Here is a 23618-nt window from a genome sequence, read left to right as displayed (position 1 = left end):
TTATGAATTAACATTCTAATATATTTAATTTCATATATCCTAATAAAGTTACTGTATTAAATAGTGGTTTAAATTTTGCCAGCACTACCTGAGCTAGTCTAGGAGGTAATAAAGTTATTACGACAATTCTAAATAATACTTTCCAGATAACTTTAGCCTGGAGAAGAGATAAATCATTGTTGATAGCATGGTAGAAAAATCGAGCAGAGGCTAAACCTTTTCTACGTTCAGGAGTACCTTCCAGCGCTTTGAAAGTAAGGTATTTATAACGGTTACCCAAACTATGCTTCTTTAAATGCTGTAGAGATTCAGGAGCAATGGCGTAGGCTTTTTCAATGATTTTTAAGCTTCCTGCTTCCATATTCCAAACATCACAAGACGCTGAACTAGAAGAAATTCGATATAAGACTTGCGGTGAAGGTATAGCAATAAACTCATAGCGTGCTGCTAACCGCAACCACAAATCCCAATCCTCGCCATGAGCTAGTGTTTCATCAAAGCCACCAACTTCGATTAAAGCTTGCCGCCGAATTAAACAGTTGGAGCCATTTGCCACAAAATCATTCAGGAGCATTTGGGCAAAAACATTTCCTTCCTGGGTAATGTAGCTACCTTTGCCTAAAATTTGACCTGATTCATCAATCCAATCAGTCCAGCTATAAGCAACCGCAGCTTGGATATTTTCTCGTAGAACCCTTAGTTGATTTTCTAACTTATTGGCTGTCCAAAGGTCATCAGCATCAATAAAAGAGATAAATTCACCTGTAGCCTGAGCTAGTCCGCGATTACGACTGGCTGATACACCACTATTTAAATAAGAAAATACTTTTAATCGAGGGTCTTGAATAGTTGAGATAACCTTTAAAGTGGAGTCTTGGCAACCATCATTAATTATGATTAAATCAAAGTCTGTAAAGGTTTGATTTAAAATTGATTCAATTGTTTCTTGAATTGTTTTTTCAGCATTGTAGACTGGGACTATAACTGAAATTAACGGCATATAACTTATTCCATAAGAAGAACGGCTTCATTCAAGAGGGTTCTCTTTGAACATGAACAAATAAAGCACCGATATTAAACAATCCTTTCATCTTAGTTAGCAACATCTGAGCTTGTTGAGGAGGCAGTAGCACAACTGTCACAATTTTAAGCAATACTTTCCAGATAACTCTGGTTCGGAGTAGAGCCGGATCGTTGCGGATAGCGTACCCAAGAAACCTTGCTGCTAGTAAACCTTTTTTACCTTCAGGAGAACCTTCAAGTGCTTTGAAGGTAAGGTATTTGTATCGATTAGCTAAGCTCTGCTGCTTCAGGTGCTGTAGAGATTCAGGAGCAATAGCATAGGCTTTTTCAATAACTTTTAAGCTTCCTCTTTCCATTTCCCAAACATTAAAAGATGCTGAGTTAGAAGAAACTCGATATAAGATTTGTGGTGAAGGAACAAGGATAAACTCATAACGTGCTGCCAACCGCAGCCACAAATCCCAATCCTCTCCATGAGCCAGTGATTCATCAAAACGACCAACTTCGATTAAAGCTTGCCGCCGAATTAAACAGTTGGAGCCACTTGCCACAAAATCATTTAACAACAGCTTAGCAAATACATCTCCTTGCTCAGGAAGATAGCTACCTCGACCTAATAATTGATTTGATTCATCAATCCAATCCGTCCAACTATAAGCGACTGCCGCTTGGGGATTTTCTTGCAATGCTTTGACTTGAGCTTCTAGCTTATTGGGTATCCAAAGGTCATCAGCATCGATAAAGGAAATAAATTCGCCCGTGGCATGATACAATCCACGGTTACGGCTTACTGATACCCCGGCATTCGGATAGGAAAACACTTTGATTCGAGAGTCATGAATATCGGAAACAATCTTCAAAGTAGAGTCTTGCGAACCGTCGTTGATGACTAGTAATTCAAAATCTGAAAAGGTTTGATTTAAAATGGATTTAATAGTTTCTTGAATTGTTTTTTCACCATTGTAAACTGGGATAATTACCGATATTACTGGCATATTAGCTCAACTCCGTTAGGATAAAATCGGAAGTTAAAATGGTTCACTTTGTTTGTGTATAAATAAGGTATCAAGATTGGATAGCCGACCCATTTTTTGTAACAATGATAAAGCTACTTGAGGAGGGAAGAAAAGCGCGATCGCACTTTTCAACAACACTTTCCAGACGATACGTTTGTACAGAAGTGGTGGATCGTTCCTAACTGTATGCCAAAGTAATCTAATTGCAGTAATAGCTCGATGGCGCTCTGGAATTCCATCTAGTGCTTTCCACGTCAAGTACTTATAGCGATTTCCAAGGCTAGCTTGTTTCAAATGTCCTACAGTTTCAGGAGCTACTGCAACAGCTCTCTCAATAACTCGCAAACTGGCTACTTCCATCTTCCTAACATCAAAAGACATAGACGTAACAAACACCCGATAGAGAATTTGAGGGTGTGGTACAGCGACAAAATGATATCGGGCAGCTAACCGCAGCCACATATCCCAATCCTCAACGGCAAGGAGTGACTCATCAAAGTTACCAACTTCGGCAAAAGCATGAGCGCGAATCAAAGGATTAGACCCATTGCCAATAAAATCTTCCAATAATAGTCTTGCATAAACATCGCCGTTGAAAGTTTGTTGAGGACCGGAACGCAAAAATTGACCAGATTCATCGATATGATCAGTCCAGCTATAGGCAACAGCGGCTTGTGGATTTTCTTGCAATGCCTTTAGTTGGGATTGTAGCTTATCAGATGTCCATAAATCATCAGCATCAATGAACGAAATATATTCACCCTTTGCTAGAGAAATTCCTCGATTCCGCGTTGCAGACAAGCCTGCATTTGTATAAGAAAATACCTTCAATCTAGGGTCTTGAATTGTTGAAATAATTTTTAACGTAGAATCTTTTGATCCATCGTTAATTACCAACAATTCCAAATCCGAGAAAGTTTGATTTAAAACAGAATTAATTGTTTCTTCAATTGTTTTTTCTCCATTATATACTGGTACAATCACCGAAATTAGAGTCATATTAACTTAGCTTAATTTGTGAGATATTTTCAAATCAGATGGATTTACTTTGTTGTATATAAATAAAGTCTCAGGATTAAATAAATGCTTCTTTTTTGCTAGCAAGGCTAAAGCTAGGTGAGTAGGGAGAAAAATGACAATCACAATTCTTAACAAAACCATCCAAATAATTTGCTTGTGCAAAAGTGACAAATCATTGTTGACAATATGCCAAAGAAATCTAATAGCTGCCAAGGATTTCCCTCGTTCTGGGATTCCTTCAAGACACTTGAAGGTAAGATATGTGTAGAAGTTAGCGAGGCTATGTCTTTTCAGGTGCTGTAAAGATTTAGAAGCTTGAGTATAAGCTTGTTCAAGCACTTTTAGAGTCTCTGTTTCTTGCTTAGTAAGATTAGAAGACATAGACTTGACAGAAACTCGGTACAGAATTTGAGAAGACGGTACAGCAACAAAATGATACAGGGCAGCTAATCGCAGATACATGTCCCAATCTTCCGCCGCTGTTAAGGATTCGTCGAAACCACCGACTTCAGTTAATGCTTCCCGCCGAATTAAAGGGTTAGAGCCATTCTCTAAAAAATTAAGTAATAAGAGATTTGCATAAACATTTCCATTAGCTGTGATGTGGCTACCTTGGCGTGAAAATTGACCGGATTCGTCGATACAGTCAGTCCAGCTATAAGCAACAGCCGCATGAGGATTGGCTTGCAATGCTTTAAATTGGGCTTCTAGTTTATCGGGTGTCCACAGATCATCAGCATCTATAAAAGAAATATAGTTGCTAACGGCTAGAGCAATTCCCCGGTTACGACTCGCTGCTAAGCCCGCGTTAGGGTAAGAAAATATCTTCAGACGGGTGTCTTGGACGCGCTCAACAATCTCTACTGTTGCATCCTGGGAACCATCATTAATAATGAGCAATTCAAAATCTGATAGCGTTTGGTTTAAGACAGCTTCAATTGTCTCTTGTATTGTTTTTTCACCATTGTAAACTGGAATAATTACCGAAACGACTGGCATAGTAGCTCACCTCGTCAGGAGATAGCCTTGATTTAGAACGGTTCGAGTCGATTACTTAAAAGTAAAGTGTCGAGATTAGAAAGTCGCTTTCTTTTTGTTAGCAAGACTAAAGCCTGTTGAGGAGGAAGTAGAACCACGATCGCAATTTTCAACAACACTTTCCAGATGATTTGCTTCTGGATGAGTGAAGGGTCGTTGCTGACAGCCTTCCAGAGGAATCTTAGCGCTAACAAACCTTTGTGTCGTACTGGTGGTTCTTCAAGGGCTTTGAATATCAGGTAATTGTAGAGGTTAGCAATAGAGGTCTGCTTGAGGTACCCCAACGACGGAGATTGAGCGAACGTTCGGTTAATGACTGGCAAGCTGCCAGCTTCTAGCTTAGAAAGATTAGAAGAGTTTGAAGTACCATATGTTCGATATAAGATATGTGGCGATCGCACAACTACAAAAGGATAACGGCTAGCTAGCCGAAGCCATAAGTCCCAATCCTCAGCATGGGTTAATGATTCATCAAAGCCACCCACTTCTGCTAAAGCGTGACTGCGAATTAAAGGGTTTGAACCACTATCCAAAAAATTACTTAATACAAGGTGTTTATAAACATCCCCCGATATAGTAATGTGGGCACCTTGACGTAAAAATTGCCCAGATTCATCAATGTAATCCGTCCAGCTATAAGCAAGAGCCGCTTGAGGATTAGCTTGTAGTGCCTTTAATTGAGCTTCTAGTTTATCGGGTTTCCATAGATCGTCGGCATCAAGAAAAGCAATGTATTCGCCAGTTGCCGGAGAAATTCCTCGATTACGACTAGGGCTTGGACCCGCATTTGGATAAGAAAATACCTTAATACGTGGGTCTTTGATGCTATCAACTATTTCTAACGTTTTGTCTTGAGAACCATCATTAACTACAATTATTTCAACATCTTGGAAGGTTTGTTCTAAAACTGATTCAATCGTCTCTCGAATGGTTTTTTCACCATTGTAGACTGGTATGACAACAGAAATTATCGGCATATTATCTCAGCTATCTAGAAGACTTCCTAGCTTCCTTTCTGCTAAAAAACTACTTACTCGCCTACTACGTCATAGATGTTCTTGGATAAGAAATCAATAATTCAAAATGGTTCTAGTCGAAGATGTAAAAGAAAACTATCAAGGTTAGACAGACGCTTTATTTTATGTTTATTGAGTAAGAATTGAGCTGTTTTAGTAGGAAAGGAAACTATAATCGCAATTTTCAATAATACTTGCCAGGTTGCCCGTCTTCGCAGGCTCATAAGGTCATGCCTAACAGCAATCAAAAGAAACTTAGCTGCAAGTAAACCTCTTTTTCGCTCTGGGTCTCCTTGCAAAGCATCAATAGTAAGGCACTTGTAGCGATTAGAAATGATGTCTTTCTTAATAAGCTTTAGAGAGTCGGGAGCTTGAGCGATCGCTTTTTCAATCACTCGTCTGAAACCAGCTTCCCGCCTTTCTAAATTAGACGACCAAGAATTAGCAGAGAGGCGATAAAGAACTTGAACAGAGGGTACCACGGCAAAATGATAGCGATGAGCCAACCGCAACCACATATCCCAATCTTGCCCCGCGACAAGTGATTCATCAAAACCAGCCACCTCAATTAAAGCCAGCTTGAGAATTAAAGGGTTAGAACCACTGCCAATAAAATCAGCTAACAAGAGCGTCGCAAAGACATTACCAGCAAAAATTGCGTGGGGTCCTTGAGGTAAAACTTGACCAGATTCCGCGTCAATATAGTCAGTCCAGCTATAAGCTACACCCGCTTTGGGATTTTCTTGCAAGGCTTTGAGCTGAGCTTCTAGCTTATCAGGTGTCCAGAGGTCATCGGCATCAATGAAGGAAACGTATTCACCCGTTGATTGAGAGATTCCCCGATTGCGGCTTTTTTGAGGACCAGAATTTGAGTAAGAAAATACCCTAATTCGAGAGTCAGGAATATTAGAGACAATCGCTAATGTTGAATCCTGGGAACCGTCATTGATAACGATTAGCTCAAAATCTGAAAACGTTTGATTTAGAACTGATTCAATCGTATTTTTTATTGTTTTTTCAGCATTATAAGCAGGAATAACAACGGAGATTAATGGCATACCAGCTCCATTAGTTAGTGGTAGAAGTCATCCTTTTTGTAGAGACGCTACAGGTAACGTCCCCACAAATTGCTATCGTCGTCAAGAATGGGCTAACTGTGTCCAGAAAACCTCCATCGTCGCGTTTGCACCTGCTAGGGGAATGCCGATTTTCATGAAATTGCCTGAGGTTCCGAGAGTTTAAGTGGTATTTGTTTGCTGAAGGTGAGAGCATCATCCACACAATCAATGAAAATGGTGTCGCCCTCGATAAAGGTGTTTTCCAGGATTTTGGTTGCGATCGCATTTTCCAGTTTCCGCTGAATTGCCCGTTTGAGTGGACGCGCCCCGTACACTGGATCGTACCCAACATCCGCTAGATAAGTAACAGCCTTTGAAGAAATTTCAAGCGTGATTTTTTGATCAGCCAAGAGACGCTCAATGCGTTTGAGTTGAATGCTGACAATCTGGCGCAGTTCCTCACGGCTGAGGGTGTGGAAGATGATGATGTCATCAACACGGTTGACAAATTCCGGGCGGAAGTGCTTACGCAAAGCACCCGTCACCCGTTTCTGCATTTCTTCGTACTGAGAATCATCTCCAGCAACACTCAGAATATGATCGCTGCCAATGTTGCTGGTCATCACAATGATCGTATTGCGGAAATCTACCACTCGCCCTTGGGAGTCAGTAATCCGTCCGTCATCCAGCACTTGCAGCAAGATGTTGAAAACATCCGGGTGTGCCTTTTCCACTTCATCTAGTAGCACCACAGAATAGGGACGACGACGCACAGCTTCTGAGAGTTGTCCGCCTTCCTCATAACCCACATATCCCGGAGGGGCACCAACTAAGCGTGAAACAGCGTGTTTCTCCATGTACTCAGACATATCGATCCGGACTATGGCATCATCGCTGTCAAAGAGAAACTGAGCAAGAGCACGAGCGAGTTCAGTTTTACCAACACCAGTTGGCCCCATAAATAAGAAGGAACCGATAGGACGTCCGAGGTCTTTCATCCCCGCCCTCGCACGACGAATCGCCGCCGCAACAGAGGCAACGGCTTCGGTTTGTCCAATTACCCGTTGATGCAAATGTCCTTCCAACTGCAAGAGCTTTTGACGTTCTGACTCTAGCAGTCGGGTTACTGGAATACCTGTCCAGTTGGCAACAATTTCGGCAATATCTGCTTCGGTGACTTGTTCGCGCAACAAAGCTGTGCCACCTGCTTGAATTTCTAACATCAAGGTTTCTTTAGCTTCGCGCTCACGCTGGACAATCTCTAAACGCCCATACTTTAGCTGCGCTGCCTTGTTGAGGTCGTAAGCTCGTTCTGCCTGGTCAATCTGTCGCCCCAGTTGTTCTTCTTCTTCTTTGAGCGTACTAATCTCTTGTAATAAATGCTTCTCAGATTCCCATTTAGAGGATAAAGCTTGTTGTCTCTCCGTTAGATTGACGATTTCCTTGTTGATGCGCTGGAGTCGTTCGGCTGTGATGCTACCAGAAGACGTTTTATTTTCTCCCTCTAGGGACAACTTTTCCATCTCTAGCTGCCTTAGCCGTCGATCGGTTGCCTCCAGTTCTACTGGTTTGGAGGTAATCTCCATTTTGATTTTGGCAGCCGCCTCATCCACTAAATCGATCGCTTTATCGGGAAGAAAGCGATCGCTAATATAACGATTAGATAAAGTAGCCGCCGCCACTAAGGCAGAGTCGGTGATGTTGACCCCGTGGTGAACTTCATAGCGTTCCTTAAGACCGCGTAGGATCGAAATCGTATCCTCAACCGATGGCTGCTTAACAAAAACGGGTTGAAACCGTCGTTCAAGCGCTGCATCTTTTTCGATGTGCTTGCGGTACTCATCCAGGGTGGTTGCGCCGATACAGCGCAGTTCTCCCCGTGCCAGCATCGGTTTGAGTAAGTTACTCGCATCCATTGCCCCTTGGGTTGCCCCTGCACCAACAACGGTGTGCAACTCATCAATAAATAGGACAATCTGACCCTCAGAATGGGTAACTTCTCGCAAAACCGCTCTCAGGCGGTCTTCAAATTCTCCCCGATATTTTGCCCCGGCAATCAGGCTACCCATATCGAGAGAAATTAGCTGGCGGTCTTTCAGGGATTCAGGAACGTCACCATTAACGATACGCTGAGCGAGTCCTTCTGCGATCGCAGTTTTACCAACACCTGGTTCTCCAATCAGTACCGGGTTATTTTTTGAGCGACGCGATAGTACCTGCACCACCCGACGAATTTCTTCATCCCGTCCAATCACTGGGTCAAGCTTGCCAGCTTTGGCTTGTTCGGTTAAGTCCCGACCATACTTTGCTAAAGCGTCGTAACGCGACTCGGAACTTTGATCGGTAACTTTTTGACTACCTCGCAGCGCTTTAATCGCTGCTTCTAGCTTTGGAGTATCAACGTTATGGGTCTTTAGCAAGCGCCGCCCTACCCGGTCATCTTCGGCTAAACCCAACAAGAGATGATCGACAGCGATGAAATCGTCTTGTAATGCCGTTCTGGCTGCCTCAGCTTTGTCCAGCATGATGTCCAAGCCGCGCCCTAGGTACAATTGGTCAACAATCTGTACTTTGGCTTGACGGTTGGCAAAGGCTTCGAGTTGTTGCTGAAATTGAGGGATATCAACGGTAACCCGCGTCAGAATATCATTGGCTGAGTCTTCTTGTTCTAGAAGTGCGATCGCAACATGCTCTACCTCTAGCTGTTGATTTTTCAAGCGGCGGGCAACATCTTGGGATTTTACAATCGCGTCCCAAGCTTTATCGGTAAATTTGCTAGAGTCAGTGGGCTGCATTTACTCAGTCGTTAGTTGTTAGTTGTTAGTTGCTAGTTGTCAGTTGTTAGTTGTTTGACGGGTATTGTAGTGGCAGTTTTTGTTCTTTTTCTTACTACAACCAACAAGCAACAACTTACATCCTTCTACCCTCTAGTCTAAACCCGCATTGAGCGCTCTGCCCTAAATCAGCACTGTTGCTGCTTTAATCTCAAAAATCTTCTCAATGACATCCTCCACCACTTTATCGGGGGTCGAAGCTCCGGAGGTGATGCCTACAACAATCGAGCCTGAGGGAAGCCAGTTTTCTGTTACTTCCAAATCGCGCCCTAAAGGTTTATGCTCCAACTGATTTCCTGCAATCCGCTGGGCGCTATCAATGTGATAGGAAGGAATACCTCGCTCAATGGCAATTTGTTGAAGTTGTGTGGTGTTGGAGGAGTTGAAGCCACCAATTACCACCATCAAGTCTAATTTTTCTTCTACTAGCCCTAGCATGGCATCCTGCCGCTCTTGGGTAGCATCACAGATGGTATTGAAGTTTTGGAAGTGATTATTCAACTCAGATGGGCCATACTTCTTCATCATCGTGCGCTCAAACAGCTTGCCAATCTGCTCGGTTTCGCTCTTGAGCATGGTAGTTTGGTTGGCAATCCCAATCTGCTCTAAATCTTGATCCGGGTCAAAGCCAACCGAGCAAGCGCGGCTAAACTTCTCCATAAACTCGCCCTTGTTGCCACCATTGAGGATGTAGTCAGTGACGTACTGGGCTTCTTTCAGATTCAGCACTACTAGGTATTTGCCTGCAAAGGAACTGGTAGCGACTGTTTCTTCGTGCTTGTACTTGCCGTGAATAATTGAGGTGTAGTCTTTTTTCTTGTGCTTCTCTACGGTGTTCCAAACTTTGGACACCCACGGACAAGTCGTATCAACAATCTTGCAGTTTTTGTCGTTCAAGAGCTGCATTTCCTGAACGCTTGCGCCGAAAGCCGGTAAAATCACCACGTCACCAGCACCGACGACGGAAAAGTCTTTCTCGGCTGCCTCAACTGGAACAAACTCTACTTGCATATCCTGCAAACGCTGGTTTACAGAGGGGTTATGAATAATTTCATTGGTCATCCAGATGCGCTCTGTGGGGAAGTGTTGACGAGTTTCATACGCCATGGCTACCGCTCGCTCAACACCCCAGCAAAAGCCAAATGCTTCTGCAAGTCTGATGGTGACTTCTCCCCGTTGCAGTCTGTAGTTGTTATCGCGAATTTCTTGAATCAGGTTGCTTTGATACTCCGACTCTAGCTGAGTAGCAACTTCGGCTTCGTGACCAAATCCTTTGCGATGGTAGTTCTCTGAATTGTGGAGTGAGCGTTTGAAGGCTTTTGTATCCATGCCGCGTGTCTACTGAGATTACTGATACAACTCTTACCACCCTTGATCATAAGATGCTCATGGCACGTTGGTTAGGGAATTGGGAATTGGAAGATAAGAAGTTCTTGAAAATCCCCCCTACTCCCCAGTCCCTACTCTTTAGCAGCAGGCTCTAGTAGAAGCTGAGTAAGGACTAGGAGTGCATTACGCCAAACCAGATAACCTTGGGGATTTAAGTGCAAGCCATCAGTACTCAACTCAATTTGGAGGTTACCTTCTGTGTCGGCAAAGAGGGGATACAGGTCAAGATAAATGATGCCTTCATCTTGAGCGATCGCTTTTATCTGCCGATTTAGTTCTCGGATGCGGCTGTTGGGGATTTTCAACAAGCGATCGCGCCCCTCCCAAGTTACTTTGTCGGTACTATGGGGCAAAATCGATTGAACAACAATCTTAGCTTGGGGATGCACTTGTTGTAGGTAGCGAACAATTAGCTGTTGGTTTGCCAAAATTGTTTTGTCTTTTACACCCCGTATTAAGTCATTAATGCCGATCATTACAAAAATGACCTCTGGCTGCGTCTTGTCCAACAGCTCTAAGCGGTTCATTAATCCGGCTGAGGTTTCACCAGAAATTCCCTGATTTAGCCAAGAACGCTCCTTCGGCAGCAGTTCACTAGGAAACCACAAGCTTAGAGAATCACCAATGAGGATGCTGAGGTTTTCGGGCTTTTGGTCAGCAATTACCTCTGCTTCCTTTTCGAGAAGGGCAACCCACTGTTGGTAATTGAGCTGATGGCGTGGGCCTAGTTCAGGAGGTAGTGGGCTAGGTGTCGGATAAGCTAACCCAGTCGTCACGGTGGAGTGGCTGGCAGGAGAGGGTACTGACCATTGGTACTCACGCTGTAGTACCCACGCGATCGCTAAGAGCAACAAGCCATTAGCCGCGAGTGAAAAAAAGAGCCAAGTCGGAATAGTCTTCGAGCGAGTGGACACTTGATTAGATCCAGCATCGGGTTTGAATCAGATTTTAGTGGCATCGCACCCTCGACTCAAATAAACTTCAGCTTCGTTTAGCGTTGAAAAGCAAAAAATACAGCTTGCCCTTTGCAACTAATTGTCAAAAGGGCAAGCCGATTTCTCTCTATTTCTTATTAGAAAAGGTAACTAGGAAAGTCTACTTAATAGCTACCAGGAATCTCACCAGCACTACCCTGCAAACCACTCATGCTGCTACGGGACAGACCGCCAGGACCGGCCTCTTTAACAAACCCACTGTAGGCTTCCATACCATGTTCGCCAATATCCAAGCCATCCAGTTCCTCTTCAGGAGTCACACGAACACCTAGGGTTGCCTTGAGTACTACCCAGAAGATTGTACTCAGAAGAACTGTCATTCCCCCCACAGAAAGAATACCGAGGATTTGGGGCCACAATTGGCTAATGCCTCCCCCAAATAACAATCCTGCCGCAGGACCTGTTGTGTATAGCGGAGTGCCTCCATGTAACACGACGTCTGGACCAACGCTAAATAAACCAACGGCTAAGGTTCCCCAGATACCGCAAACCAGGTGAACTGAGGTAGCTCCTACTGGATCGTCAATTCTGAGTTTGTCAAAGAACCCAACCGAGAAAACGACTAAGACACCTGCAATTAGACCAATAATCGCAGCGGATGGGATGTTGATGAACGCACAAGAGGCTGTTACACCGACCAAGCCCGCGAGGATACCGTTGATGATCATCGAGAGGTCTGGCTTACCAAGGTATAGCCAAGCCGTAACAGTTGCAGCTACGCCGCCAAATGCGCCTGCTGTGTTGGTAGTGATGGCGATATGAGCGATCGCATTTGGATCGGCTGCCATTGTTGAACCGGGGTTGAAACCAAACCAGCCCAACCAGAGAATCAAACACCCTAGGGTAGCGATGCTCATATTGTGACCGGGTAGGGCTGCTACCTGACCATCTTGATATCTACCCAAACGGGGTCCCAAAAATGCCGCACCCATTAAAGCCGCCCAACCCCCAACGGAGTGAACCACTGAACAGCCTGCAAAATCATAGAAGCCTGCTTGTGCAAGCCAGCCACCGCCCCAAATCCAGTGTCCGGTGATGGGATAAGCAATCCCTACCAGTAAGAGGCTGAAAATTAAGAAGTCAACAAACTTAATCCGTTCAGCAACAGCACCCGAAACAATCGTTGCCGCTGTTCCAGCAAACACCAATTGGAAGAAAAACTTCGCGAGTAGTGGCACCCCTGTCCAATTGAGAGAGCCAAAAACTCCCTGATAGGCATCTCCAGTTGCAGGGCTATTATCCGCCCCAGCCAAAAAGAATCCGCCTGTGCCCATGAAACTATTTAAACCACCGCCATCACTGAACATTAAGCCAAAGCCAATAGCCCAGAACGCAATGGTAGATAGAGCAAACACAATCAGGTTCTTTGCCAGAACGTTAACGGCGTTCTTTTGGCGGCAGAAGCCTGTCTCTAACATACCGAAGCCAGCGTTCATGAAAAACACCAGCATTCCAGCAATCATCACCCACATGGTGTCTAAACCCACCTTCAGGTCAGCTGTGGTCGGACCTTCAGCCGCTGGAGCCTGAGCCGATGCAGCATAGCTCCATACCAGCACGATAACGGCGGCTAGGGGTATGCAAGCTTGCCAACTTGGAGTTAGCCGCTTGATAGCCGTTTGTAATTCTTTAAAAGATGAGGTAACCCGACGAAATTGAGCGGGTTGATTAGAAGAGCGTCGCCTACTTTGAGTTGGCAATTTTTTTCTCTTGAGAGTTTTATTGAGCATTAGCCTGGACATCATCTACTGGACTTTCCTTCGTCTGCAAAACACATCCCAACCCTTAGCCAGAAGCCGGAAATCTGGTCATTTTAATCGAGGAGCATATCCTTAAGTTGAGGAGCTTCGTTAAGTAGAATGCTGCTCCTATTTAGACATTTTCCTACCAGCTACTAGAACACTTCTCGTCTTAAGAAATCAAGAAGCTTAGTATAAAGCTGAATCGTCACCTTCAGACAAAACCGTACAAACAAGCGGTAACCTAGTCAAGAGATTTAGTTCCCCTTGCACAAAGACAGTTATGTATTAGAAATCTCCAAATTTTGGATTTTCTTAACCTGAGTTTCTGTATCAGAATATACCTTTTTGGGAAGCGTTTGAAGTTCTACAACTGCCAGAAACAATAAAAACGCCTTTAACACTCATAGGTAGCTGTCCATTCACAAGGTGTGTGTTTTGTCAAATAAGTGTATTAATCGGATAGGAGTTATTAGAGACTTAAATGCGTGATAAAAAATAAAACTGACTCGACTGTAAGAATGTTAAACTTTAGGCTTAATATTTAATAATTTGCTATTTATAAAGACCACCTGTGTTTATCTAAATCGAACGGGCAGATCTAACAAAACTCTCAAGTTATTACTACTTGAGAAAGATTTGCAATTAAATCGGAACTCAGCATTCTAGTAAGCACAATTACAAAGGTAAAACTCGATACGCAGTGTTGAGACAGGTTATTGCTTTGCCAAGTATTGCTGGTAGCCGAGTTGATCAAGCTTAGTCTGCTTTTCCATGACAGATTGAGCTAAATTCTGACGGTACTGCTGCACTTGCTCTAGTAATTCGGATTGATGGGAAGCTAAAATTTGCACAGCCAATAGACCAGCATTTTTGGCATTACCGATCGCAACCGTAGCGACAGGAATCCCCGCAGGCATTTGCACAATCGAGTACAGTGAATCGACACCTTGTAAATGACGGCTGGGTACAGGTACCCCAATCACAGGCAAAGGTGTCAGTGAGGCTACCATACCGGGTAGATGAGCTGCTCCCCCTGCACCCGCGATAATGACTTTAATACCACGTTGATGGGCTTCTTGGGCATATTTCACCATCCGTTCTGGTGTTCGGTGAGCAGAGACAATGGCGACCTCACAAGGGATGCTGAATTCTTCGCAAATTGCGATCGCATCCTGCATGATTGGTAAATCTGAATCACTGCCCATAATGATGCCAATTAACGCTTGAGTCATGTTCCGCTTTTGGATTAAGGGTTGTTCAATGGATTACTGAATTTGTATGGAAGTTTAGGCATTTTGTCGCCAAAGTGATTATGGAAGCAATACGATATGCGATCGCTCAATCAAATTTCACTTGCACTAACGTAGACATTATCAATGCTCAGGTGCCTGGTTACCAAGGTTTACAGCAAATCTGTGTTGATTCACAGGGGATAATTTCACAAATATTGCCAACTGACGCTGTTTTCAAGCGATTGCCTCGTGAGGGTTTACAAACTATCGATGTTGCTGGAGATTGGGTATCACTCGGTGGTATCGATCTCCAAATCAATGGAGCCTTGGGCTTGGCCTTTCCAGACTTGAGTTCGGGTGATGGCGAAACACTTCAAAAAATTTGCCAATTTCTATGGCAGCAAGGCATTGATGGCTTTTTACCGACCTTAGTTACAACGTCTGTAGAAAAGATTCATCAGTCACTCTCGGTACTAGCTGAATTTGTGAACTCTCCACCCGATGAGCAACCAATTGCTCAAATTCTGGGCGTGCATCTCGAAGGGCCATTCCTTAATCCCCAAAAGCGAGGGGCGCATCCAGCCGAGTATCTGCTGCCTCTAACCCTAGATAATGTAAAGCGGGTTTTGGGCGATTACGCCGAGCTTGTAAAAGTGATAACCTTAGCACCAGAATTAGACAGCACCGGAGAGGTAATTCCTTACCTACATTCTCTTGGTATCACCATTAGCCTTGGTCACTCCCTCGCTACAGCCGCTCAAGCCCAGCAAGCATTTAAACTCGGAGCCTCAATGGTTACTCATGCGTTTAATGCCATGCCGGGATTACATCATCGGGAACCTGGCTTACTAGGTGCGGCTCTCGTCCATCCAGATGTTCAGTGTGGTCTAATTGCAGATGGTCAGCACGTCTGTCCTACGATGATTCAGTTGCTACTTGGCGCGAGTGGCTACGAGCAAGGAATTTTTCTTGTCAGTGATGCGCTCTCCCCCTTAGGGCTACCTGATGGTATTTACGCCTGGGATACGCGGCAGATTGAAGTGAAAAACGGCACAGCACAGCTACCGGATGGGACTCTGGCGGGGACAACGCTACCGCTATTGGTAGGAGTGCAGAATCTTGTGGAGTGGGGAATTTGTGAGCCAGAAAAAGCGATCGCACTGGCTACAGATGCGCCTCGATACGCAATCAATTTACCTAAAATTGCTGTTGGTCAACCTGCTAAATTGTTGCGCTGGCACTTGGATACAGTAACAAATAAACTAACTTGGCAACGTATGACCTTGGAGGAAAATTAATCTGTATTGACTAGAACAAGAAGAGAAAAAAAAGCTGATAGCTGACCGCTAACCGCTAACGGCTAATCAGGTAATGAGTCGAGTAGAGTTGTTAGTCCTCGGACGCTAACTACAGCCACCAACCCTGCGATCGCTAAAAAGCTAAGAGGTCGTAGACTAAGCTGTAGCCAATTTAGCCGACGCTCTAAATCCCCTTCATAGAATTCAACTAAATTTTGTAGGGCAGTATCGAGATGACCTGTTTCTTCACCTGTGCGAATTATTTCCATCGCAATGGGTGGTAGACCTTGCAAGCTATGGCTCAAGGTTTGACCTGCACGGATTTTTCGAGTAGCACTGGCTAGATTTGCTCTAAGCACTCGGTCAGGGATATACTCTCGCACTAACTCTAGAGCAGTGAGAAGCGTTACTCCACAACTCAAGGGTAATGCCAACTTGCCTAAGTAAATCATTGACCGTGCCTGAATCAGTTTACCCAGAACAGGCAACTTCATCGCTAGCTGTTGCGATCGCTCAGTGGAATAGCTAGAGGTAAGAAAACTTATCCCCATCAATAGTAAAGCGATCGCCAAACTTCTCAGCCAAAACTCTGGTTTCACCAAACCCGTAGGAGTGCGATTGAAAATTGCGGCTACCAGTATGAGTACACTCCAAATCGTTGTGATTGCCAGTCGTCTTACTGAGCGATAGAGTCGTTCCCGTCTCACTTGAGCTTCAAACGCGATCGCAAGTTGTCTACAAGTCTGAGGAAGAGAGCCACTGTACTCTGCTAATCGAAGTAAGCTAATTGTCCAACCATCGAAGTAGCTAGAGTTAAGTGCGATCGCAGAAGCCAAATCTTGGCCACTACCTACCGCAACACTGACTTGGTGTAAATAGCGCTGGAAAGCAGGATTGCAGTCTTTACCTGCCAAGATTAAGCTCTGCTGTACACTCATGCTATTCAGCAAAGCAGCAAGTTGATAAAAGAATTGAGCTTTTTCCTGGGTTTTCAAGCGATTAGGTAGAGCCACTGTTTAATACACTTTTATTTTTGTCGCTTATCAGTTGCGAAGAACAACTGAAAGAAAGTAACAACCCCTGTTGGGTAGTTGAGCAAAAAATGAGCAGTTTTTGGTCTGGTAGGTGAACAAGCTCCTCTCCTAAACTAAAGCAACTTCATACCGAAACAGCAGAAAGACTGGTATTCGAGTCATCTTTAAGAGGAGACAAGCGCGTGAGCGATATTCAACCTAAATCCCCTATCATTTCGCCGCAAAGACGCCAGTTACTCAAACTGGGAGTTCTCACTGGTGCTTCTGGCGCTGTTGCGATCGCAACAGCTAATGCTGGCAAAGTCCTTGCGGCTGGACGCCCTAACCCTAAAGCGGATATCGAAATTATCAACGGTGCGATCCAACTAGAACAAAGAGCTGTCAACACCTACATGGCAGCAGCGGAAAATAAGTTACTTCCCACCAAGGCATTTCTAGATGTTGCTGTGCAGTTTGCACAAGATCACACCAATCATCGCGATCGCCTCAAAAGAGTTGTCTCACAAGTTTTTAAAGGCGAACCCGCAGGCACCGAGAATCTGGGTACTTTCCCGATTCCCAAGAATGTCTTGACGGGGGGTGAAGCTGAGGTACTCAGATACGCCTTAACCTTAGAAATGATTGCATCCAAGGCATACCTTGATTTTATTACTAACAAGCTGACATCAGAGGGGGCAAAGAACGTTGCAGCCACAATTATGCCTGTAGAGTCAATGCACGCAGCCGTCTTTCGTACAGTGCTGATGGCGGTACTCAACGAGAAAGGGCTACCAATGGATGACAAAATTGTTCCCCATTCCTTCTTGAGTGAAGAGCCAACCCCACCTGTGCCAGTAGCCTAGGGCGTGTTTGCTCATATAGCGATTTGCAATTGGATGCAATACACTTTGACTTCTCTCCAACCTCTCTCCTACTCTTGAGAGAGGCTTACTCCCCTTCCCTTGTAGGATACTGCTGGCGAATGGTGGGTTTTACCCCTCACCCCAAGGAATTTACAGGGTCTACTAGGCAAGCTAAATAATGCGATCGCCAGCCGAAAGCCTTAATTTCTCGTTGAAGTGAGGGGTATTACCCCTGATTCACCAGCAGTATCCTACAAGGGAAGGGGTTGGGGGTTAAGTCTATAGTTCACTCAAACGAGAAGTGCTACAAGGTGCAATAGCTTAGACAAGCAAGATGAGCGAAACAAATAATCACAATATGCGGCAGGATTTTGCTAGCCGCGATGAGCTAATTGCTTACGTCCGTGAGCAGTTCCCAAATGCTGTAGACCGCGACGACCATGTTAGTGAGATACAGGGAGGGCGTAAAGCAGCAGAGGCAGTACTTAACCAAGTAGACCCAGTGCAGTATGCAAAATCCCGGAACTTTCTCAGTGGTCAAGTAACACGACTCTCTCCTTATCTACGTTATGGGGTTCTGAGTCTGGCAGAAGTGCGTGATGCTGTCCTGAGTAAAGTACAAAACCTAAACGATGCGGGAAAATTAATTAACGAACTTGGCTGGCGAGATTACTGGCAACGATTGTATGCCCAAAAAGGTGATGACATCTGGAAAGACCAAGAAGACTATAAGACAGGCTACACAGCGAAGAACTATACATCCGAACTCCCAACGGATGTTGAAACGGGAACAACAGGAATGGTTTGCATCGATCGCTTTAGCCATGATTTGCGGGAAACTGGCTATCTGCACAACCACGGACGAATGTGGATGGCAGCTTACCTAGTACACTGGCGGCACGTTAGTTGGGAGACGGGTGCGCGTTGGTTTTTAGAACATTTACTGGATGGTGACCCTGCTAGCAATATCCTCTCGTGGCAGTGGGTCGCTAGTACCTTCAGCCACAAACCCTATTTCTTCAATCGTGAGAACCTTGAAAAATATAGTAATGGGATATACTGCAAAGCCTGTCCACTCTATGGCAAGTGCGACTTCGAGGGCAGCTATGAACAAATCGAGCAACGGCTGTTTCCTAAAGCTGAGCCATTTGACCGTAGCGGTGGAAGCAAGAGCTTTCAGCGCCCAAAAAAGCAGAAGCCTTAAGTCATCAGTGCCATTCGACCTAAATCTCCTTGACGTAGGATAACCAAGTGTGGATTGGCTGGAAGCCTAAAGACTCATAAAGTCGTGTTGCATGGGTCAGGCTTTGGGCATCAACACCGAGCTTCACTCGCTCTACACCAATTGCCTTTAGCTGTCTCATCCCAGCCAGTAACATTGCTCGTCCGAGTCCCAGTTTACGGAAGCCGCGTCGTGTACCGAGGAGCTTAATCCAGCCCTCATTGCGCCGACTACGAACATTTTCTTCTTGGTTGATGTAGCCAACGCAAAATGCAGCAAATGTGTTGTTTGGTGCTACAGCAACTAAATTGAGTTCAGGTTTATAGTGTGGGTTCTTGAGCCAATGCCTTACTGACGCAGCCGTTACATCCTGGTGATTCCAATGATCGATGAATGATTCATTGAATAGTTCTACCCAAGCTCTAATATCTCGTTCTCCTCGAAGCGATCGCAACGTGAAGCCATCTGGAAGTTTAAATGAGGGCAATGGCTGAGCGAGTGTACAACCCATTGTTAGAAAGCGGCGTTCAGTTGTGAAACCTTGTTTTTTTAGAAGCATCTGACGCAAAATTTTGTCGTTCCGGAGACGAGTGCGTAGTTTGACAGGCAAATCCGCCTGTTTTGCGATTTCCCGCATTCGCTGTTCGCTCCACTGAAGAATTTCGGCTTCTATGGCATTGCGGCATTGAGTTGGGTGAACGTCAAAGTACAGATAACCCTCAATCTCATGACTCAGCTCAGGTATCAATAGTTGTCCGAAACCGAGAAGTTTACCATTGGAATCTGTCCACAACCGCAAATCATGTGCTTTATCTACATTGGGTGCCTCAAAGAACCTTTGCAGATCATAAACAGAGGTGTCTTCATCTAACTGACCCGTTGGCTCATTGAGCTTCACTAAATCAGCAATATCTGCAAAGAGTTTGGTTGTGGTTGCACCAGGCTCAGTAAATGCGAATGCTCGGTGTTTAGCGCCACGAATTGAGGGGCGTATTGTTAAAGTAGTCATACAAAATTGGCAGTCCGTTTTTGAGGACTGTTGACATTCAGGTTAGGTATTGCAAAACAGCAAAAGAAGACTGAATACAGGATGAAAAGTTGGCTCAATCCTGTACAAGCCCAATGGAAACTTTGACTTTGAGTTTGAGTTTGACAAAAATCTTGTAAACCAAATCAACCCAAAGAGGGCTATTTTTTAATTCAGTCTTGTATCAGTTACAAGCTCTCTTTTTACTCACGCTAATAGAGCTTGTACATACCGATTTGCCACACCTGAAGTCGGTGTAACTGGGGTTCTAAGAAGAAAATACCGTTGGATTCAGGCGAAGTCTCTCGCCTTGGGTAAAACATAAAAATTTCACTTCAGGGTTAATTTCAAACGACCATCAGTGGTAAGGTTTGCACATTTAACTTTGCTAATTTATCTAAGTCAGCAAAGTCTGCCCGTTGAGAGTATGCAATATTACTTGATTAGATTATATCCTAGAACCGCTATAAGACAATTGCTACTTGGTCAAACCATGTTCAAGAGCATAGCGTACCAATTCTGTGCGGCTATTGGTTCCTGTTTTACTAAACAAGCGACTGACATACTTTTCGACGTTGCGGACACTAGTCTCTAGACGTCGGGCAATTTCTTTATTCATCAGCCCTTCTGCCACCAAATCTAAGACACTTTGCTCTCGTGGTGTAAAGTCAATACGAATCGGTGCAGGCGTTTGGACAATACCATTCCCTTTGGTAATCAACCCCCGGATTTCAGCAATCTGCTGGGCAATTTTCTCAAGCTCTGTACTACTGGCATCTCCGGAGTTGGGGGAACGACGCTCTAATAAATTCTCAACAATGGCGACGAGTTCATCTGGGTCAAACGGCTTGGCGAGGTAAGCATCAACACCTGATTGATAACCCAGAATACGGTCAGATGTCATCCCTCTAGCCGTCAGAAATACTACTGGCAGCGACTTGAAACGAGGGTCTTCTCGCAGCTTCTTCAGGAACTGATACCCATCTACTTGGGGCATCATGACATCAGAGATTACAAGGTCAGGTGTTTGTTGCTGCAACAGTTGCCAAGCTTCATCGGCACTACTGGCAACCCGTACCTTGAAATCACCAATTTCCTGTAAATATTCTTTGACGGATAACCGTACTCCTGGTTCGTCGTCTACCAATAATACTTGGGCTGACATCTATCTTTACTTTATTGTTATTTATTCCAACTGTAACGAAAATCGTCAGCTTCTGTTACTGGGTGGGCTGATTAAAACCGATGCCTTGCACATTTTGCAGCCACTCAATCTCTTTTGCTTTTTCTGGTAGCTTGGCTTGTCGTTGTCCAGTGGTTCGTGCCCAAGCTCCAAAAAGACCGATGGGTGTACTGATGATATCAATAGGAGGGCTTTTACGAGCGATCGCTTTTATCGTATTTATCGGTACTTCCTTCACTAACCAACGACTGAGACGATAGAAATATTCTTTGTTCGTCAGGTCACGCATCAACTCGACACCGTGCAGTTCGTGTAAGTAGCGGTTAGAGCGACCATACCGATGCCATTGTTTTTGGTATTCCTGAAGAGTAGAACGGTGCCGATGCTGAACAACAGCAGTTGGGGCAAAGTTTAATGTCCAATCACTCTGCTGTTGGATGCGCCAACATATATCAGCATCACCACCTGAGGTTAGGTAGGGACGGAACAACCCAACCTGTTCAAATACCTGCCGCCGAATTGCTAGGTTAGCCGTTTGACCGTAGGGGCAAAAGGGGTGATTTAAGGTATGTTGTTGAGATAAAACCTGATGACGCTCAGCGTGTTGTTCTAGCAAAGTTTTACCTGGTAGAGCAACAATTTCTCCAGCCACGACACCGATGTTTGAATCAGTAAAGGGCGCAATGAGAGCGTCTAACCAGTTCGGTTGGGGACGACAATCAGCGTCTGTAAAGGCAAGAATTTCACCACTTGCCGCTCGGATTCCAGCGTTACGAGCGGCGTAAGAGCTTTGATTTTCTGTTTCCCAAAGGTATTGAAATATTATCCCAAGAGCTGCTGCCTCTTGGACAGCCGTTTGGAGGAGAAGGCTTGTGCGATCGCAACTAGCATTATCCACCAACAAATACTCTACCTGGTCAACTGGGTAAGTCTGCGCCTTTAAACACTGAATTAAATCAGGTACGTCAGCTTCGCCATTGTAGACCGGGACAATCACGCTCGTCTTGGGCAAGACTTTCTGGTTCATTGCTAACGGCTAGTAGTTCATTGCTCATTGTCCTATTAGCCGCTAGCTATCAGCCAACTCTACTAATGAACTGTCAAACACAACAAAGCCAGAATCGCATTAGTTAGGTAAAACGCACCAACAATCCGCGTTTCTGACCAACCCGTCAGTTCAAGATGGTTATGAAACGGTGACATTTTAAACAAACGCTTACCGATTCCATTAGGGCCTTTTGTCGCTTTGTAGTAGCTAACTTGGGCAATTACTGAGACTGATTCAAAACAGAAAATTACACTGACAATAAATAAGCCCCAGAGATTCTGACTTAAAAGCCCGACTGCTGCGAGTGCGCCTCCCAAGGCAAGGGAACCCGTATCACCCATAAACACGGTTGCTGGGTTGCGGTTATGGACAACAAAACCCAAGCAACTGCCACTCAAACAGGCACAGAAAACCATTAAACCTGCTGAGGTTGGGGCAACGAGGGCGGCGAGTCCCAATAATGCGATCGCACAAGTCCCAGCCGCTAGTCCATCTACACCATCCGTGAGATTTGTGGCATTACTTTCTGCCACCAGCACGAATACAGCTAGAGGCCAAAACAGTAATCCCAAGGGTAAGACTAAGTTTAAAGGCAGGTTAATAGTTGTAATACTTACTGGCTGACTCCACGCTAACCATAAGCAAAATAGAGAGCCAACGCTTACTTGTAGCGCTAGTTTCATTCGGGGCGACATCCCTTTATTCGACCGATGTCGGACAATTTGCCAATCATCCAACCAGCCGATTCCGGCATAAGCCAGGGTTACCACAGACACCGCCAGGACAGGGATAAAGTCTTGCCCCCGCATGAAAAGCCCTGACCATACTAGAGCAACAGCCACCGCCACTGGTACAAAAAACACTCCACCCATTGTTGGAGTGCCAGCCTTTTGTAAATGGGTTTGTGGCCCATCCTCGCGGATAATTTGCCCCAGTTTGAGGGCTTGTAAAAGCGGGACTGCCCAGTATCCTAATGCAGCAGTAATTAGAGAACAAACTAACAACGGCAAGGTTATTGAGCTACCTAAAAAGAGCATTCGTCCTGCTGTCCAATCAAGTATTAATGCTCCTAGGCTCAAACCGACTGTTAGTAACGTCAGAAGTCTGGGTCCGGTCAAGCTGAACGACCGCCCAGAAGATATTTTTGCGTCTACCACAGACTCTCCATTCCTTTGTCGAACATTCCTCACACAAACGCGATGCACAGCGCCTCGACAATTCCCGTTTGACCTACGGTACTCAGGGGAATCGTAGCATCAATGAGGCACTTTCATTCACTTGATCAAGCAAATTTACTCAGGGATTTTTCTTAAATAAGTAACCACAGACATAACAGCAGAGCAATGTAATAGCGGGAAACTACCGCTAGTAGTAATTCAGCTATGACCTTACCCGGTTCTACAGGCACGATGGCTGTGCTGCTTTAGGAGAGTATAAATCGCTGTAAAACCCAATCAATCTTCATCGCTCATCTGTTATAAAAGCTCAGGCAACTGCACCATGTTGCTCGGTGGATCAAATCTACTCCGCTGAGTAATGTCTTCCTGCAACAAACAATGAATCAAGTTGCTGCGAGTAAGCCGTCATGTTTACTTCTTTCA

The 23618-nt window shown here is 44.8% G+C and carries 19 protein-coding genes; 3 read left to right on the top strand and 16 right to left on the bottom strand.

What is annotated here, in order from left to right; genetic code table 11:
- Positions 1–7: 7 nt before the first annotated feature.
- From H6F98_RS15685 to purE, 11 genes are all read right to left on the bottom strand, one after another.
- Complete coding sequence (locus tag H6F98_RS15685; protein ID WP_192219630.1) at positions 8–1000, bottom strand: glycosyltransferase; 993 nt, start codon at positions 998–1000, stop codon at positions 8–10.
- Between the two features lie 31 nt (positions 1001–1031).
- Positions 1032–2018, bottom strand: a complete 987-nt coding sequence (locus tag H6F98_RS15680) for a glycosyltransferase (RefSeq protein ID WP_192219629.1) — start codon at positions 2016–2018, stop codon at positions 1032–1034.
- A 33-nt stretch (positions 2019–2051) separates the two neighbouring features.
- Positions 2052–3038 (bottom strand): glycosyltransferase, encoded by a 987-nt coding sequence (locus H6F98_RS15675; RefSeq protein ID WP_192219628.1) that lies wholly within the window; start codon positions 3036–3038, stop codon positions 2052–2054.
- Between the two features lie 6 nt (positions 3039–3044).
- Positions 3045–4058, bottom strand: a complete 1014-nt coding sequence (locus tag H6F98_RS15670; RefSeq protein ID WP_192219627.1) for a glycosyltransferase — start codon at positions 4056–4058, stop codon at positions 3045–3047.
- 32 nt (positions 4059–4090) lie between these two features.
- The gene (locus H6F98_RS15665) at positions 4091–5074 is read right to left on the bottom strand and encodes a glycosyltransferase (protein WP_192219626.1); all 984 of its coding nucleotides are present in this window, start codon (positions 5072–5074) and stop codon (positions 4091–4093) included.
- A 101-nt stretch (positions 5075–5175) separates the two neighbouring features.
- On the bottom strand, positions 5176–6171 hold the full coding sequence (locus tag H6F98_RS15660; protein ID WP_192219625.1) for a glycosyltransferase: 996 nt from the start codon (positions 6169–6171) through the stop codon (positions 5176–5178).
- A 152-nt stretch (positions 6172–6323) separates the two neighbouring features.
- A complete protein-coding gene (clpB, locus tag H6F98_RS15655) occupies positions 6324–8966 on the bottom strand; it encodes an ATP-dependent chaperone ClpB (protein WP_192219624.1) in 2643 nt (880 codons plus the stop codon).
- A 162-nt stretch (positions 8967–9128) separates the two neighbouring features.
- The gene (locus tag H6F98_RS15650; RefSeq protein WP_192219623.1) at positions 9129–10334 is read right to left on the bottom strand and encodes a 4-hydroxy-3-methylbut-2-enyl diphosphate reductase; all 1206 of its coding nucleotides are present in this window, start codon (positions 10332–10334) and stop codon (positions 9129–9131) included.
- Positions 10335–10465: 131 nt separating this feature from the next.
- Positions 10466–11308 carry a GDSL-type esterase/lipase family protein gene (locus H6F98_RS15645; RefSeq protein ID WP_192219622.1) on the bottom strand — a complete coding sequence of 281 codons (843 nt, stop codon included), beginning with the start codon at positions 11306–11308 and terminating at the stop codon, positions 10466–10468.
- A gap of 185 nt (positions 11309–11493) precedes the next feature.
- Positions 11494–13119 (bottom strand): ammonium transporter, encoded by a 1626-nt coding sequence (locus H6F98_RS15640; RefSeq protein ID WP_192219671.1) that lies wholly within the window; start codon positions 13117–13119, stop codon positions 11494–11496.
- A gap of 725 nt (positions 13120–13844) precedes the next feature.
- The gene (purE, locus tag H6F98_RS15635; RefSeq protein WP_192219621.1) at positions 13845–14363 is read right to left on the bottom strand and encodes a 5-(carboxyamino)imidazole ribonucleotide mutase; all 519 of its coding nucleotides are present in this window, start codon (positions 14361–14363) and stop codon (positions 13845–13847) included.
- Positions 14364–14443: 80 nt separating this feature from the next.
- Between purE and nagA the strand changes: the two genes are divergently transcribed.
- Positions 14444–15661 carry an N-acetylglucosamine-6-phosphate deacetylase gene (nagA, locus tag H6F98_RS15630; protein ID WP_192219620.1) on the top strand — a complete coding sequence of 406 codons (1218 nt, stop codon included), beginning with the start codon at positions 14444–14446 and terminating at the stop codon, positions 15659–15661.
- 62 nt (positions 15662–15723) lie between these two features.
- Here the strand turns inward: nagA and H6F98_RS15625 are convergent, their stop codons facing one another.
- Positions 15724–16674, bottom strand: a complete 951-nt coding sequence (locus H6F98_RS15625) for a type II secretion system F family protein (RefSeq protein WP_192219619.1) — start codon at positions 16672–16674, stop codon at positions 15724–15726.
- A gap of 203 nt (positions 16675–16877) precedes the next feature.
- On the opposite strand from H6F98_RS15625, the gene H6F98_RS15620 reads away from it, so the two are divergent.
- Complete coding sequence (locus tag H6F98_RS15620) at positions 16878–17537, top strand: ferritin-like domain-containing protein (RefSeq protein ID WP_192219618.1); 660 nt, start codon at positions 16878–16880, stop codon at positions 17535–17537.
- A gap of 334 nt (positions 17538–17871) precedes the next feature.
- Positions 17872–18741 carry an FAD-binding domain-containing protein gene (locus H6F98_RS15615; protein WP_199348544.1) on the top strand — a complete coding sequence of 290 codons (870 nt, stop codon included), beginning with the start codon at positions 17872–17874 and terminating at the stop codon, positions 18739–18741.
- Between the two features lie 19 nt (positions 18742–18760).
- Here H6F98_RS15615 and H6F98_RS15610 read toward each other — a convergent pair whose 3' ends face one another.
- From H6F98_RS15610 to mraY, 4 genes are all read right to left on the bottom strand, one after another.
- Positions 18761–19768 carry a GNAT family N-acetyltransferase gene (locus H6F98_RS15610; protein WP_192219617.1) on the bottom strand — a complete coding sequence of 336 codons (1008 nt, stop codon included), beginning with the start codon at positions 19766–19768 and terminating at the stop codon, positions 18761–18763.
- A gap of 496 nt (positions 19769–20264) precedes the next feature.
- Positions 20265–20951, bottom strand: coding sequence for a response regulator transcription factor (locus H6F98_RS15605; RefSeq protein WP_192219616.1), 687 nt, complete (start codon positions 20949–20951; stop codon positions 20265–20267).
- 55 nt (positions 20952–21006) lie between these two features.
- Positions 21007–21996 carry a glycosyltransferase family 2 protein gene (locus H6F98_RS15600; protein WP_192219615.1) on the bottom strand — a complete coding sequence of 330 codons (990 nt, stop codon included), beginning with the start codon at positions 21994–21996 and terminating at the stop codon, positions 21007–21009.
- A 62-nt stretch (positions 21997–22058) separates the two neighbouring features.
- Positions 22059–23174: a phospho-N-acetylmuramoyl-pentapeptide-transferase gene (gene mraY, locus H6F98_RS15595; protein ID WP_192219614.1), complete on the bottom strand. Its 1116-nt coding sequence runs from the start codon at positions 23172–23174 to the stop codon at positions 22059–22061.
- Between the last annotated feature and the right edge of the window lie 444 nt (positions 23175–23618).

Origin of the sequence: Microcoleus sp. FACHB-SPT15, from assembly GCF_014849525.1 — a bacterium.
In the GTDB taxonomy this organism is placed as follows: domain Bacteria; phylum Cyanobacteriota; class Cyanobacteriia; order Cyanobacteriales; family Coleofasciculaceae; genus Symplocastrum; species Symplocastrum torsivum.
Note: the sequence above shows the minus strand (reverse complement) of the source record. Positions and strands in the feature narration are given on the sequence as shown.

Excerpts from the sequence above, each read along its gene's own strand:
- H6F98_RS15610 (WP_192219617.1), bottom strand. The coding sequence starts at position 19,768 with ATGACTACTTTAACAATACGCCCCTCAATTCGTGGCGCTAAACACCGA.
- H6F98_RS15605 (WP_192219616.1), bottom strand. The coding sequence starts at position 20,951 with ATGTCAGCCCAAGTATTATTGGTAGACGACGAACCAGGAGTACGGTTA.
- H6F98_RS15615 (WP_199348544.1), top strand. The coding sequence starts at position 17,872 with ATGAGCGAAACAAATAATCACAATATGCGGCAGGATTTTGCTAGCCGC.
- H6F98_RS15660 (WP_192219625.1), bottom strand. The coding sequence starts at position 6,171 with ATGCCATTAATCTCCGTTGTTATTCCTGCTTATAATGCTGAAAAAACA.
- purE (WP_192219621.1), bottom strand. The coding sequence starts at position 14,363 with ATGACTCAAGCGTTAATTGGCATCATTATGGGCAGTGATTCAGATTTA.
- H6F98_RS15650 (WP_192219623.1), bottom strand. The coding sequence starts at position 10,334 with ATGGATACAAAAGCCTTCAAACGCTCACTCCACAATTCAGAGAACTAC.
- H6F98_RS15670 (WP_192219627.1), bottom strand. The coding sequence starts at position 4,058 with ATGCCAGTCGTTTCGGTAATTATTCCAGTTTACAATGGTGAAAAAACA.
- H6F98_RS15675 (WP_192219628.1), bottom strand. The coding sequence starts at position 3,038 with ATGACTCTAATTTCGGTGATTGTACCAGTATATAATGGAGAAAAAACA.
- H6F98_RS15680 (WP_192219629.1), bottom strand. The coding sequence starts at position 2,018 with ATGCCAGTAATATCGGTAATTATCCCAGTTTACAATGGTGAAAAAACA.
- H6F98_RS15665 (WP_192219626.1), bottom strand. The coding sequence starts at position 5,074 with ATGCCGATAATTTCTGTTGTCATACCAGTCTACAATGGTGAAAAAACC.
- H6F98_RS15600 (WP_192219615.1), bottom strand. The coding sequence starts at position 21,996 with ATGAACCAGAAAGTCTTGCCCAAGACGAGCGTGATTGTCCCGGTCTAC.
- H6F98_RS15640 (WP_192219671.1), bottom strand. The coding sequence starts at position 13,119 with ATGCTCAATAAAACTCTCAAGAGAAAAAAATTGCCAACTCAAAGTAGG.
- H6F98_RS15685 (WP_192219630.1), bottom strand. The coding sequence starts at position 1,000 with ATGCCGTTAATTTCAGTTATAGTCCCAGTCTACAATGCTGAAAAAACA.
- clpB (WP_192219624.1), bottom strand. The coding sequence starts at position 8,966 with ATGCAGCCCACTGACTCTAGCAAATTTACCGATAAAGCTTGGGACGCG.
- nagA (WP_192219620.1), top strand. The coding sequence starts at position 14,444 with ATGGAAGCAATACGATATGCGATCGCTCAATCAAATTTCACTTGCACT.